Annotated in this window: 11 protein-coding genes; all 11 read left to right on the top strand. The window is 51.5% G+C overall.

Going from position 1 to position 13,639, the window contains the following annotated elements; all coding sequences use genetic code 11:
* The first annotated feature begins 86 nt into the window (after positions 1–86).
* The 11 genes from EYY67_RS17155 (at position 87) to cydB (ending at position 13,633) form a co-directional block, all read left to right on the top strand.
* Positions 87–1,421 (top strand): SEL1-like repeat protein, encoded by a 1,335-nt coding sequence (locus EYY67_RS17155; RefSeq protein WP_242675606.1) that lies wholly within the window; start codon positions 87–89, stop codon positions 1,419–1,421.
* A 177-nt stretch (positions 1,422–1,598) separates the two neighbouring features.
* Positions 1,599–3,476 carry a phospholipase D-like domain-containing protein gene (locus tag EYY67_RS17150; protein ID WP_131693960.1) on the top strand — a complete coding sequence of 626 codons (1,878 nt, stop codon included), beginning with the start codon at positions 1,599–1,601 and terminating at the stop codon, positions 3,474–3,476.
* Positions 3,476–4,759 (top strand): SEL1-like repeat protein, encoded by a 1,284-nt coding sequence (locus tag EYY67_RS17145; protein WP_131693959.1) that lies wholly within the window; start codon positions 3,476–3,478, stop codon positions 4,757–4,759. The genes EYY67_RS17150 and EYY67_RS17145 overlap by 1 nt, the downstream gene beginning before the upstream one ends.
* A gap of 181 nt (positions 4,760–4,940) precedes the next feature.
* Positions 4,941–6,704: a type VI secretion system baseplate subunit TssF gene (gene tssF / locus EYY67_RS17140; protein WP_131693958.1), complete on the top strand. Its 1,764-nt coding sequence runs from the start codon at positions 4,941–4,943 to the stop codon at positions 6,702–6,704.
* Positions 6,668–7,765, top strand: a complete 1,098-nt coding sequence (tssG, locus tag EYY67_RS17135; RefSeq protein ID WP_131693957.1) for a type VI secretion system baseplate subunit TssG — start codon at positions 6,668–6,670, stop codon at positions 7,763–7,765. Before tssF ends, tssG begins: the two co-directional genes overlap by 37 nt.
* Positions 7,746–8,282 carry a type VI secretion system lipoprotein TssJ gene (tssJ, locus tag EYY67_RS17130; protein WP_278248214.1) on the top strand — a complete coding sequence of 179 codons (537 nt, stop codon included), beginning with the start codon at positions 7,746–7,748 and terminating at the stop codon, positions 8,280–8,282. The genes tssG and tssJ overlap by 20 nt, the downstream gene beginning before the upstream one ends.
* Before the next feature lies 1 nt (position 8,283).
* Positions 8,284–8,712 (top strand): type VI secretion system baseplate subunit TssE, encoded by a 429-nt coding sequence (gene tssE / locus EYY67_RS17125; protein ID WP_131693956.1) that lies wholly within the window; start codon positions 8,284–8,286, stop codon positions 8,710–8,712.
* Positions 8,713–8,723: 11 nt separating this feature from the next.
* Positions 8,724–10,112, top strand: coding sequence for a VasL domain-containing protein (locus EYY67_RS17120; RefSeq protein WP_131693955.1), 1,389 nt, complete (start codon positions 8,724–8,726; stop codon positions 10,110–10,112).
* 65 nt (positions 10,113–10,177) lie between these two features.
* Positions 10,178–10,648: a hypothetical protein gene (locus EYY67_RS17115; protein ID WP_131693954.1), complete on the top strand. Its 471-nt coding sequence runs from the start codon at positions 10,178–10,180 to the stop codon at positions 10,646–10,648.
* Between the two features lie 550 nt (positions 10,649–11,198).
* The gene (locus EYY67_RS17110) at positions 11,199–12,623 is read left to right on the top strand and encodes a cytochrome ubiquinol oxidase subunit I (RefSeq protein ID WP_095925805.1); all 1,425 of its coding nucleotides are present in this window, start codon (positions 11,199–11,201) and stop codon (positions 12,621–12,623) included.
* Between the two features lie 2 nt (positions 12,624–12,625).
* The gene (gene cydB / locus EYY67_RS17105; RefSeq protein WP_131693953.1) at positions 12,626–13,633 is read left to right on the top strand and encodes a cytochrome d ubiquinol oxidase subunit II; all 1,008 of its coding nucleotides are present in this window, start codon (positions 12,626–12,628) and stop codon (positions 13,631–13,633) included.
* Positions 13,634–13,639 lie beyond the last annotated feature (6 nt).

Raw genomic sequence — 13,639 nt, 5'->3', positions numbered from 1 at the left:
TTGAAATACTAGTAAAGAGAAGTGAAGCGTAATCTCACGCAGTAATCAGCGATTCAGAGCAGTAAACCCAAGGATTAATAACAGGGATGAACATCATGGTTCGATGTATTAAAGGTAATGTAAATCCGAAGTTTCGCCGCTGGGCGTTGCTCTCTTGCCTGTTGCTGGCCGCCTGCGACCAGAGCAGCATTCAGTCCGTCTCGAGCAAAGAGCCTGCTCTGAATCCGCTTTCCGGCATCAATGCTAATCTGGCCTTTACCTGCAAGCATGAAACCATTCCTGCAAGTTCTGCCGATAGTGATGTGCTATTTAAATATGCCCGCTGGCTGCAAAAAAATAACCAGCTTAAAGAAGACAAAGCTGTAGAAGCGCAAACCGAACGGCTGTACCGTATTGCTGCTGAGAACGGCCACTTTAAAGCCAACATAAACCTACAAAACGGTGCAATGCGCGGGCAGTTTGATATCAGCAATGCGGAACAGATTCGTATGAGCCAGAACCTCATTGACGCGAAAGTGGCAACAGGCTACTACTTTATCGCCATTTATCTGGATAACGGGGCTGCGGGATTGCGGCAGGATACCGAGATGGCATTGCGTTATTACCGTAAAGCAGCAGATGAAGGTAACCCCCAAGCTCAGGCGTATCTCGGCGATAAATTGGCCCCAATAGATGTGGCACCAGATATTTCCCGACAGATGTTCCGCTGTGCTGCGGAGCAAGGTGAGGGTGAGGGTGAGGCAGCAAAAGCCTTAGGGATTAACTTGAAAAACCGTGGCAATTATAATGAAGCCATTAATGTTTTCCAGCTAGGCGTTGCAGCAGGCGATGATATATCTGCTTACTCGTTACAACATGGGTTCAGTGGACCTGATTCTAAAGACAAGCTTTACTATTTAGGCCAGCAAAAAGACTCAGAGCGCGCCAGGCGTTATGAAATAATAAGCGATATACTGAGCCGCTATTCCTACGCCCACCCCACCGTTCCTGAAATCAACGACATCGTCCCTCTTCCACCGACCCCTCTTCCTGCCTGGGATGGCAAGATAAAATGGGTGGAAGATCGCAAAGCGAACATTCCGCCGGCCAAACCCAGCGAATCCCTGATAGAAAAGCTGGCGAAAGACAAACAGCTCAACCCGGAAACCGGCAGGCCACTGCCGACTTCACCGGATTTTGATAAAAGCGCCTCATTAAATCTGCTGTGTAAAACCGGTGAACCTTGCCCGAAAAGCGGTTACTGGCAGATTGCATGGCTGCCGCGTGAAGGACTCAGCCAGAACGCCATCATCGCGTTCAGAGAGGGCGACATTATGCCCACCGACCGGGTAGAGATTTGTCGCTCACGCCCCTGGCCGCTCAGCGACAAACTGTTCCATCAGGACCAGCACGTTGACTGGCGCTTTGTGGGTGAAGCGTAATCTCACGCAGCAATCAGCGGTTCAGAGCAGTAAACCAAGGATTAATTACAGGGATGAACATAATGACTTCACGCATTAAAGGGTATGGGTATCCACGACTGCCCCAGCCTCACACACTGAGCACCGCAATCTTTATAAAGAACTCCTGGATGGCGCCAGTGATAAGGAAGAGTACTGATGAGTCAAAATGATATTGTTTCTCCCCTTTCTGTTGTTGATACCAATCAGTGCACTGTCATTCCGCCATGGTTTGTGGAAGGCACTGAATATCCTCCTGCTCTCGCGACCTATAAACCCCTGGTTAATGGTGAAGAAGCTTTCCGCGCAGTGCATGAAGCCATCGCCAATGCGAAGAAAACAGTCGATATTATCTGCTGGGGTTTTCAGCCTTCTATGTACTTTATTCGGGATGGTCAGGCACCCTGCATTGGTGAGTTACTTAACGAAATAGCACTTAAAAATAAGGTGCAGGTACGTATCCTTGGCTGGGAAATGCCTTTTAATTCAGCTGGAGTTGCTGGCGAAGCGAATTTACCTAATAAAGGTCCTGTCAGCATTAAGGCAAGAGCAGGACAAACCTCAATTGAGGAACAATACGCTTATGATGGCGAATGGTTTAGACAACACTCATACGAGAGCAAACTACAAGCGGTAAGTGCCGCGGGGATGAATGTTGGCTTTACTAAAGTTAAGCATGATAAAGACAGTATTAACTTAATTCTTACCGAAACTCCGGTATTCGCTAGTCGTGGATTCAACCTGAAAGATCGTGCAGAACTGGCCTACAGATCAACATATCAAAGCATTGATAAGAATCTAAGCACTGACACAGTGCTGACAATGGCAGGCACTGTCACTCACCATCAAAAAACTGTGCTGGTTGACTATGAATTACCTGAGCATGCCATCGGTTTCGTAATGGGTCATAACATGCTTGACGAATATTGGGACACGGACTCCCACTCTTCTATGAATCGTCTTGCCAAAGATAAAGTTGCACCTAACACAGGACCACGCGGAGATTTGCCAAGACAAGATATATCCAGTCAGGTGACCGGGCCAATTCTGGAGCATTTGCATAAAAACTTTGCTACAGCGTGGCAGAGGGAAACGGGACAAGATTTACTCCTTATGCGTAATGCCAGAGAAGTCGCTAAAAAGCTTCAACAGCGTTCAGAATTTGGCACTCCGATCATGGCGCAACTATTGCGCACTCAGGCGCAGGAAGGAAAACGAGATATAGAAAAACTCTATTTAAAAACAGTTAATAATGCGACGCAGTTTATATATATAGAGAACCAATATTTTCGCTGGCCGCCATTGGCAGAGGCCATCAAAAAAGCAGCAGAAGTTCAAAGCAAAGGGGGCAGGGATCCCGGTGAACACGGTTCATTACACCTATTCGTTGTCACCAATGTTACTGACCAGGGTATTGGTGCTGGCACGGTGAATACCCAACGCATGCTGGAAAGTCTTGGACGGGCAGATACCATTCCCGAAGTGACTAAACAGCTGCAAATTGAGCAAATTAAACAACATATGGGTGGAGGCAGCGATTATCCAACTGACACGAATAAATATATTCAGGACATGCTCAAGAAACAGGCTGAATACAACGAAAAAGTTAAAGAAATTAAAGACAGCCAAATTTTACCAGTAGATCCCCCTGGTCTAAAGATTCACATTTGCTCACTGGTCGCGAAGGATTCTCCGGCGAACAACTGGATGCCAGTTTATATCCACTCCAAACTAATGATCATTAACGACGTATTTACCACGCATGGTTCAGCCAATATCAACACTCGCAGTATGATGGTCGACAGCGAAATGAATATTGCCCACGATTGGGCCAGCGTGACGCAAGACTTGCGCAGGCGATTGTGGAACCTTCATACAAATAAGCAAGGTGCGCAGGATGATCCTGAGAAGGCATTTGAAGCTTGGGAAAAACTTCTTGATAGAAATAAAAAACTTCAGGATACAGGGATAGATAATCCTGCAGCGCCATTGATAAAGTTTCGCTACAACGAGTCTACTCTAAAGGATCTGGACTAATGCGCAGATTATTATTGTTATCTTGTCTTCTTCTGACGGCCTGTGACGGCGGTAAAACCACGACTTCTGTAAAAAAGGATTTTGCTATGGATCCACTCACTAACGTTAATGCCAAACTGGCCTTTACCTGCAAACATGAAGCTATCCCCGACGCTCCCGCTGAATCCGATATATTGTTTAAATACGCCCGTTGGTTACAAAAAAATAATCTCCTAAAGCAAGATAAAACTGTAGATGCTGAAACTGAACGTTTATATCGCATTGCAGCTGAAAATGGTCATTTTAAAGCCAATATTAACTTGCAGAATGGTTCGATCCGTGGGCAGTTTTCTCTCTCAGCAGATGAGCGTTTTCGCCTTAGCCAGCGGTTGATAAACGCTAAAATTGCCAGTGGTTACTATTTTATCGCCATCTATTTGCAGAACGGCACAGCCGGTTTAAAGCAGGATCTGGAACTGGCTCTGCGTTACTACCGCAAAGCTGCCGATGAGGGGAATCCACAGGCTCAAGCTTATGTTGGTGACAAATTATCTCCAGCCCAAATGGCACCGGATGTATCCAGACAAATGCTTCATTGTGCCGCGGAACAGGGAGATGGTGGAGCGGCTAATGACCTAGGTAATGCACTGGCAGTAAAAGATCTATATCGAGAGGCTGTCAAGGCATTCCAGCTAGGGGTGAAGGCTGGTGATTCAACATCTGCCAGCTTTTTAGAAAGTGGATTCAATGGCCCTGAACCTTCTAATAAACTTGATTACCTAGCCTTGCCTAAAGACCCTGAGCGCGCCAGACGATATGAAGCAATCTGGAAAATACTATCCGACTACTCCTATGCCAGCCCCACCGTCCCTGAAATCAACGATATCGTCCCTCTCCCACCAGCGCCACTCCCCGCCTGGGATGGCAAGCTAAAATGGCTGGAAGATCGCAAAGCGAACATTCCGCCGGCCAAACCCAGCGAAGCCCTGATAGAAAAGCTGGCGAAAGACAAACAGCTCAACCCGGAAACCGGCAGGCCACTGCCGACTTCCCCGGATTTTGATAAAAGTGCCTCAGTAAATCTGCTGTGTAAAACCGGTGAACCTTGCCCGAAAAGCGGTTACTGGCAGATTGCATGGCTGCCGCGTGAAGGACTCAGCCAGAACGCCATCATCGCGTTCAGAGAGGGCGACATTATGCCCACCGACCGGGTAGAGATTTGTCGCTCACGCCCCTGGCCGCTCAGCGACAAACTGTTCCATCAGGACCAGCACGTTGACTGGCGCTTTGTAGGTGAAGCGTAATCTCATGCAGTAATCAGCGATTCAGAGCAGTAAACCAAGGATTAATTACAGGAATGAGGAGTTTGAAAATAAATAAAGTGATGGCAATTTATCACCTCAGTAAAACAACCTATTTAAGTGACGATAAAAAACAACCCATTTTCAGATATAACAAATAAATTCCTCAAGGATTTATATTTTAATGAAAGACCAAACCCTGCGTTATTACGATGCCGAGCTGCGCTATTTGCGCGATGCGGCGAAAGAGTTTGCACAAGCTCATCCTGATCGCGCCGCGATGCTCGATTTGGATAAACCCGGCACGCCTGACCCTTACGTTGAGCGTCTTTTTGAAGGCTTCGCCTTCTCCATGGGACGGCTGCGCGAAAAGATTGACGACGACCTGCCGGAATTCACCGAAGGACTGGTGAGCATGTTATGGCCGCATTATCTGCGCACCATTCCGTCGCTTTCCATTGTGTCGCTCTGTCCGGATGTGCCGTCGATGAAGATAGCCGAAACTGTGCCCACGGGAATGGAAATCTATTCCCGCCCTGTCGGCCCTAAAAATACCGTCTGTCAGTATCGCACCACGCGCAACATGACCCTTAACCCGCTGGCCGTTTCAAAAGTGGTGATGGCGGCCGAACCGGATGGGCGTTCGGTGTTGCGCCTGCGTCTGTCATGCAGCCCACAGACTGACTGGTCGCAGGTCGATTTGCGTCGTCTGTGTTTTTATCTGGCAGGAGAAGCACCGGTCAGCAGTGCGCTGCATCTGGCTCTTACCCGCCGTCAGGCTGCACTTTATCTACGCCTTCCAAACCAGGCTGACCGCATCAAACTGGATGGCTGGTTCTCGCCGGGCGGGTTTGCGGATGAAGATTTGCTGTGGCCAAAAGGCGAAAGTGCGTTCAGCGGCTATCAGTTGTTACTGGAATATTTCACTTTCCGCGAAAAATTTATGTTCGTGCATCTGAACGGGCTGGAAAAGGTGACGTTACCGCCGAAAATTTCATACTTTGATATTGAGGTCGTGATGAACAGCCAGTGGCAAAGTGATCTGCCAGTGACTGATGATGCCATAGCACTGCACTGTGTGCCGGTGATCAATCTGTTCACGCTGGAAGCCGATCCGCTGGTGGTCAATGGCCTGGAAAATGAATATCTGCTGCGTCCGCGTCGTTTGCAGGACGGACATACTGAAATCTACTCCGTTGATTCGGTGACAGGCTCGCAACGAACTGATGACGCCACTTATGTTCCCTTCACCAGTTTCCGCCATCGTGGTGGAATGCAAAGACGACATGCGCCGGAACGTTATTATCACACCCGTGTAAAACGGGGCGTGGCCGGGCTGCATGATACCTGGTTGATCCTTGGGGGCCAGCAGTGGGAAGTTGATCGCGAGTTTACCCGCGAAGCTGTATCCCTGAAAATAACCGGCACTAACGGTCAACTGCCTCGAAAAGCGTTACAAAGTACCCTGCTTGACCGGTGTGAAGCAGTACTACAGACAAAAATAGACGTACGCAATCTCTGTAAACCGACCCTGCCGTCTTATCCGCCAGCGGAAGACCATTTTCAGTGGCGGGTACTTAGCCATCTGGGTTCCAGTTATCTCAATCTGATGAGCAGCGCGGAGGTATTACGCGGAACACTGGAGCTTTACAACTGGCAGCGTGATGAGCTGAATAATCGTCGCCTTGATGCCATTCAACGTGTTGAACACCACCAGATCCAACGTTTTGAAAAAGGCTTTTTGCTGCGAGGTATCGACATTGAAGTGACATTGGATAGCAACGGCTTTACCGGCGAAGGTGATATCCATTTGTTCGGCGAAATGCTCAATCGCTTTTTTGCACTTTACGCCGATATCCACTTATTTAATCAGCTCACCCTTATTGTTCAGCCTGCCGGGAAATGTATCCGATGGAAAGAGAATCACAATCAGCGTCTGCCCGGCTAGTCGCACAGCTCCACGACAAACTCCCTTACACCCAGTTTTATCGTTTCTGCCAGTTACTTGAACAAAGCCAGCCTGAAGCGCCACCGCTGGGCAGTCAATGGCAAGTCAGACACGATCCGGTACGTTTTCGTCCGCATCCGGGGATGGGTTTTCCGGCCAGCGAATTTAAACGGGTGGAGATGCCCGAACATCCCCATCTTCCACCGACCATCCGCACGACGTTTATGGGGCTGTACGGTGTGGAATCGCCGCTCCCTACGGCTTACATCGACGACATTACCCAGCGGCGCGATGGCTACGAGGCGGTCAGCGAATTCCTGGATATTTTTAATCACCGGCTGACGACCCAGTACTACCGGATCTGGCGCAAATATTCTTATCCGGCAACCTTTACGCCAGGTGGAAAGGATAAGACATCACAATATCTTTTGAGCCTGTGTGGTCTCGGGATTGCCGGATGCGCTGAAAATATCGCCACGCCAGTGTCCCGTTTTCTGGCACTGACGAGCATGATGCGTTTGCCCACGCGAACCAGCGAGGGGATGATTGCACTGGTTCAGTTACTTGCGCCTGATACCGAAGCTTTTGTGATAGCACATGACCGTTGTCGTATACCTTTGCGTAAACGGCTGACCATGAGCGCACGCCATCCCATCAATATGGGAAGCAGCCCGGTGATGGGCAGCCATACCGTAGATGTGAACTGTCAGGTTCTCTTGCAACTGAAAACGGCCAATCCGGACGAAGCCCGGGAATGGTTGCCAGACGGTCAGTTATATACCGATTTGCTGGCGTTACTGCAGGTATATCTGGGCTCGCGACTGCATGTTCGTTTGCAACTGTCAGTCTCACGCGCGCTGCTGCCCGATGCGCGTCTCTCCTGCCAGCCGGCAAAATCCGGTGTGCTCCTGGGTAGAACCGCTGTTATGCGCAGGCTAAAAACATCACCTGCAATGCAAAATAACACTGAAATAATCACTATTAATCTGGGCCGCTATCAGCGCGTTCAGGAAAATCTTCACAGAAGGGAAACTGATGAATATGGCGACTACCGCTGGTAAAACCCGTTTTACATTACTGATGCTGGCAATGGTCTCCACGCTTAGCGGATGCGGACTGACCCAGAAGGTCAGCGACGGTACTGTCGCTGTAACCAAATCCATTTTTTACAAGCAGGTGAAAACGTTGCATCTGGATATTAAAGCAAGGGATGCAATCAATAATAATGCTGCGGGTGCGCCGCTCTCCACCGTTGTTCGCATCTATCAGTTAAAAGATCGAAAAGTGTTTGATGGTACGGACTATCCGTCATTATTTACTGATGACAGTCAGGCGATCAAAACTGATCTTGTGAGCGAAAAAGACATCCGTATCCTTCCTGGTGCTGCAATCACCGTTGACGTCCCTCTCGATGAAAAAGCCCAGTATGTCGCCGTCGCGGGCATGTTCCTGTCACCAGATATTACCAATAATACCTGGCGTATCGTTCTCAGCCGCGACGATCTTGACCCCGACAAAGCACGACAGATTGAACTGAATAATCAGGGAATGACACTGCTGCCATTGAAGGACAAGTGATATGCCGCAACCCTCACTCTACGAAATGCTGCTCGGCAATTTTGCCGGCGGCCTCGATCTGCACAACGTCAGCGAAGAGAATCAGGTGATCCTCTCCGTGCTCGACAACATGCAGCGCATTCTCAACTGTCGTGCTGGCACGCTCAGCCATCTGCCGGATTACGGCCTGCCGGACATGAGCAAAATCCTGCAAGGGATGCCCGGCACGGCGCATTCCCTGCTGGATGTCTTGTCAGAGACCTTGCTGAAATACGAGCCACGCATCCAAAAACTGCACGTTATTTTATTGCCCCAGTCCAGCCCCGGACATCTTGAATACGCCATTGACGCCGAACTGAAAGAGCTTGGCTTAGTGCGATTCGGTACCGAATTTATGCCGGAAGGCCGCGTACTGATGCGCCATATGAAACAGCAGAATTACGTCAGTTAAGGAAAACAACCATGTCAATTGAACGCCAGTTGCGCACCGGGGGTGACCCGCGTGCGCTGGCTGATTACGCCGTTTTACGCGAAGAACTGAGCAAATTAACCCATCCGGCGCGCCCGGATGTTAACTGGCAAAAAGTGGAACAGCTGTGTCTGAATCTGTTCCAGCAAAACGGTATCGAGCTGCAAACGGCATCGTGGTATACGCAGGCCCGGGCGCGCGTAGCGGGGATATCGGGTTTAAATGAAGGGCTGGCGATCCTCGAGGCATTGATTTCACGGCAGTGGCCGGGACTGTGGCCGCAGCCGGTGCATGCGCGGATGGAAATACTCTCCGGCCTGAGCCAGCGTCTGCAACAGACATTGCGCAGCATGACCCTGGATTATCACGATCTGTCGCAGATCTATCAGGCCGAAAAACTGATCAATGCGCTGTGCGAGGTCCTGCAGCGTCTGGAGCTGAAGCATGTCAGCCAACTGGAAGCACTGAGCAGTTTTATGCACGGTGCCGCCGTGAGGCTGGAAAATATGCACGCCACCAGCGATGCGCCGATCGTCCTGCCTGCGGCAGCGACTGAAAACGCGGAAAAAGAGTGGGCCGCGCAACCCCGCGAGCAGTGGGTCTATGTCGCGCAGGCTGAACCTGCCGAACCACAGGTGACGATTGCGCCACCCGCGCCGGTGAAGCATCCGGTGCAATGGAAAGGGTTCATCGCCGGGATGGTGGTGACGGTGCTGTTGGGTAGCGGGATTTCGGCGGGCATCAGGGCGTTTTATCATCCGCCTTCCGGTGAGCAGCTGATGGCGACGCTGCCGGTGTTGCCCAAACCGCTGAACACACAGGCGCTGGAAACGCTGAAGAACCGGCAGGCTGAGATGCTGCACCGCGAGGCACCGGCGTATCTGGCCGCAATGCAGCAGCAAACGCGCCAGCTCGCCACCTTGTCGCCGCGCTGGGCGCAGGATACCGGGTCACATCTGGTCGGTCAGGCGCTGATGTTATGGCCTGATAATCCGGCAACCGCCGCGCTGGCGAAAAGCTGGACGCAGCAACTGAACGCCAATGCCGTGCCTTTGGAAAACCTCAGCGGCTGGCAACAGGCCAATACCCAGCTGCAACAACTGGCGGATAAACTCAACGGGCTGGATGAGCAGCGCGGTAAATACATGACTGTCTCACAGCTGAAGTCGTCGGTATTTGCTATCCAGCAGGCGCTGAACAGCGCGCCGCCGGTGGAAGAATCCTTGCGAAAACTTGCCGATCTGCAGCAACAGAAAACCGCGATTCCGCCACAACTGACGCTGCAACTTGATAATCAGTTTACGCAGTTGCTGAACCGCTACGCGTTGCTTACTCAAACCTTACCGGCGACCGCCAGTAAAAACGGTCAGGCAGATAACTGACCAATGAATATGGCGGCGTGATCAGAAAATATGATGACGTCAGCCATCTTAAATACAGAGGAAGTATGTCAGCAAAAGAACGGTTCCTGAAAAAACTACAGGACAGCCAGCCCCGCACTGGCTCATATGAAAATAAAGGACAGGCGGATATCGCCGGGTTCCGGCAGCGGATCGCGCTGTTGCAGGAAAACATGGAAGAATGGCTGGAAGGCACCGGCATCGGGGTCGAAAGCACCACCGTCTCGCTGATTGAATGCCTGATCGGCGGGAAATCGTTCAGTGTTCCCGGTATCCGGCTGACCTATGAAGACAGCCAGGTGACCTTCACTCCGGTGTTTTTATACGGACAAGGCGTCACGGGCTGTGTGGAAACCAGCCTTTGTACGCAGGGCCGGGTCACTGTTCTGTGCCGGTTATTTATGCGCGCAGGTGAGAACCGAGACTGGACATGGCGTCCCGCGAATCCTTTCACGGCGCAAGAGCGGGCGTTTGGCGAAGAGCTCTTTTTTGAACTGATTGAAGGATTATTACCCTGACGCCTTCGGGCGTCTTTTTTTTGTCATTCATCCGGATAACGTGCAGCACAAATGTAAAATAATGTTACGGGAATTACCTTCTGGCGGCATTTTCGGCCAAAATCGATGACACAAATTTACATTGCATTAAAAATCAGAATGCGCTGATGCCCGGCACGATTTAACTTTCTTGTTACCAATTTTGCACACAACAAGTCATTACCGGATGCAGGGAAATTACATTTGAAAAACATCAAAACTTTTTGATCCAGATCAATGCAACAACATGACCTCTCATTTTTTGTGGTTAACGCCCTGCGTCTCCCTTTTCCCCGAATTTAGTTTTCCCGCCCCTGCGTGTTACCCGCACAGAAAGTGTTTCAACGACTAATTTCCCCACGGAACCGTCCCTGTTAATGCCTTCATACGATGTGGTTAAATCGGCTCCTCGCGAAACCCCAGCTGTACCACCCTTTCATTCAAGACTTCACCTGCGAATGTCAGACATCGCCGGTTCCCGTACCGGTATTGCTGTTTGGAAGGGTCACCTGACACACAAAAAGAGGTTGTTATGTTTGGTCTTGATGCGCTAGAACTGGCCCGGATCCAGTTTGCCTTCACCGTCTCTTTTCATATCATTTTTCCCGCAATCACTATCGGGCTTGCCAGTTTTCTGGCTGTTCTGGAAGGCATGTGGCTGAAAACGAAGAAAGAGGCTTACCGCGACCTGTATCATTTCTGGTCGAAAATCTTTGCCGTGAACTTCGGTATGGGCGTGGTCTCCGGTCTGGTGATGGCATACCAGTTCGGCACCAACTGGAGCATGTTCTCCTCCTTTGCCGGCAGCATTACCGGCCCGCTGCTGACGTATGAAGTGTTAACCGCGTTCTTCCTGGAAGCCGGTTTCCTCGGCGTGATGCTGTTCGGCTGGAACCGCGTCGGACCGGGCCTGCACTTCTTCTCTACCTGCATGGTGGCCCTCGGCACGCTGATGTCGACGTTCTGGATCCTCGCCTCAAACAGTTGGATGCAGACCCCGCAGGGCTACGAGATTGTTAACAATCTGGTGGTGCCGGTCAGCTGGATGAAGATTATCTTCAACCCGTCCTTCCCGTTCCGCTTAATGCACATGACCACCGCCGCGTTCCTGGCCTCTGCTTTCTTCGTCGGTTCTGCTGCGGCATGGCATTTACTGCGCGGTCGCGATACGCCTGCCATCCGTACGATGTTGTCGATGGCCATGTGGATGGCACTGATCGTGTCTCCGATTCAGGCATTCCTCGGTGATGCCCACGGCCTGAATACCCTGAAATATCAGCCGGCTAAAATCGCGGCCATCGAAGGCCACTGGGAAAATAAAGACAACAAACCGTCCCCGCTGGTACTGATCGGCTATCCCGATATGAACCGTGAAGAAACCCGTTACGCGATTGAAATCCCGTATCTGGGCAGCCTGATCCTGACGCACAGCCTGACGCATCAGATCCCGGCGCTGAAATCCTTCCCGAAAGAAGACCGTCCGAACTCCTCCGTGATCTTCTACACCTTCCGCATCATGGCCGGTCTGGGCATGCTGATGATTTTGCTGGGTGTGCTGAGCCTGATCCTGCGTCGTGGCGGCAAAATGTATACCTCGAAAGCGTTCCTGCGCTTTGCTTTCCTGATGGGCCCTTCCGGTCTGCTGGCCCTGCTGGCGGGTTGGATCACCACTGAAATGGGGCGTCAGCCGTGGGTGGTGTATGGCCTGCTGCGCACCAAAGACGCGGTATCCAACCATAACGTGTTGCAGATGAGCGTCAGCCTGATCCTGTTCATCGTCATTTACTGTTCGGTGTTTGGTGTCGGTTACGGCTACATGATGCGCCTGATCCGCAAGGGTCCGCAGGCGCATGAAGGTGAAAGCGTTGACCACGGTGGTCCCGGCCAGCACCGCACGCCTGCGCGTCCGCTGTCTGCGATTTCAGAATCACTGACCGACGAAAATAAGGGAGCTTGATAATGGGTATCGACTTACCGCTGATCTGGTTTTTGATCATCATCTTCGGCGTGATGATGTATGTGGTGATGGACGGCTTCGACCTGGGTATCGGTCTGCTGTTCCCGCTGGTCAAAAAAGAGCACGACCGTGACGTGATGATGAACACCGTTGCGCCGGTCTGGGACGGCAACGAAACCTGGCTGGTACTCGGCGGTGCGGCGCTGTATGGCGCATTCCCGCTGGCGTACTCGGTGATCCTGGATGCACTGACTATCCCGCTGACCCTGATGTTATTCGGTCTGATCTTCCGCGGTGTGGCGTTTGAGTTCCGCTTCAAAGCCAGCCCGGCCAAACGCCACGTGTGGGATAAATCCTTCATCTGGGGTTCGGTTATCGCCACCTTCTGTCAGGGCGTGGTGCTGGGCGCAGTGATCAACGGCATTCCTGTTGTGAACCGCACGTACGCCGGTGGCGCACTGGACTGGCTGACGCCGTTCACCCTGTTCTGTGGCTTTGCGCTGGTAGTGGCTTACGCCCTGCTCGGCTGCACCTGGCTTATCATGAAAACCGAAGGCGAATTGCAGGAAGCGATGCACAAAATCGCCAAACCGCTGCTGGTGGTATTCCTGCTGGTGACGCTGGCCGTCAGCCTGTGGACGCCGCTGACCCACAGCGACATCGCCACCCGCTGGTTCTCGCGCCCTAACCTTTACTGGTTCCTGCCGGTGCCGGTGCTGGTGGTGCTGGTCTCGGCGTGGATGTACCGCGCCATCAGTAAAAACGCGCATCACGCGCCGTTCCTGCTGACACTGGCGCTGGTGTTCCTGGGCTATACCGGTCTGGGGATCAGCATCTGGCCGAACATCATTCCGCCGTCCATCTCCATCTGGGAAGCGGCTTCACCGCCGCAAAGCCAGGGCTTCATTCTGGTCGGCGCCCTGTTCATTATCCCGATCATTCTGGTGTATACCTTCTGGAGCTACTACGTGTTCCGCGGGAAAGTCACACCGGATCAGGGTTATCACTGAGGAATC

The organism is Rahnella victoriana (genome assembly GCF_004330295.1).
Lineage (GTDB): Bacteria > Pseudomonadota > Gammaproteobacteria > Enterobacterales > Enterobacteriaceae > Rahnella > Rahnella victoriana.
The sequence above is the reverse complement of the archived record's forward strand: the minus strand, read 5'-3'. Positions and strand labels throughout refer to the sequence as shown.

Bases quoted from the DNA above. Each gene is read 5' to 3' on its own strand.
- EYY67_RS17150 (WP_131693960.1), top strand. From the start codon at position 1,599: ATGAGTCAAAATGATATTGTTTCTCCCCTTTCTGTTGTTGATACCAAT.
- cydB (WP_131693953.1), top strand. From the start codon at position 12,626: ATGGGTATCGACTTACCGCTGATCTGGTTTTTGATCATCATCTTCGGC.
- tssJ (WP_278248214.1), top strand. From the start codon at position 7,746: ATGGCGACTACCGCTGGTAAAACCCGTTTTACATTACTGATGCTGGCA.
- EYY67_RS17110 (WP_095925805.1), top strand. From the start codon at position 11,199: ATGTTTGGTCTTGATGCGCTAGAACTGGCCCGGATCCAGTTTGCCTTC.
- tssG (WP_131693957.1), top strand. From the start codon at position 6,668: ATGGAAAGAGAATCACAATCAGCGTCTGCCCGGCTAGTCGCACAGCTC.
- EYY67_RS17155 (WP_242675606.1), top strand. From the start codon at position 87: ATGAACATCATGGTTCGATGTATTAAAGGTAATGTAAATCCGAAGTTT.
- tssE (WP_131693956.1), top strand. From the start codon at position 8,284: ATGCCGCAACCCTCACTCTACGAAATGCTGCTCGGCAATTTTGCCGGC.
- tssF (WP_131693958.1), top strand. From the start codon at position 4,941: ATGAAAGACCAAACCCTGCGTTATTACGATGCCGAGCTGCGCTATTTG.
- EYY67_RS17115 (WP_131693954.1), top strand. From the start codon at position 10,178: ATGTCAGCAAAAGAACGGTTCCTGAAAAAACTACAGGACAGCCAGCCC.
- EYY67_RS17120 (WP_131693955.1), top strand. From the start codon at position 8,724: ATGTCAATTGAACGCCAGTTGCGCACCGGGGGTGACCCGCGTGCGCTG.
- EYY67_RS17145 (WP_131693959.1), top strand. From the start codon at position 3,476: ATGCGCAGATTATTATTGTTATCTTGTCTTCTTCTGACGGCCTGTGAC.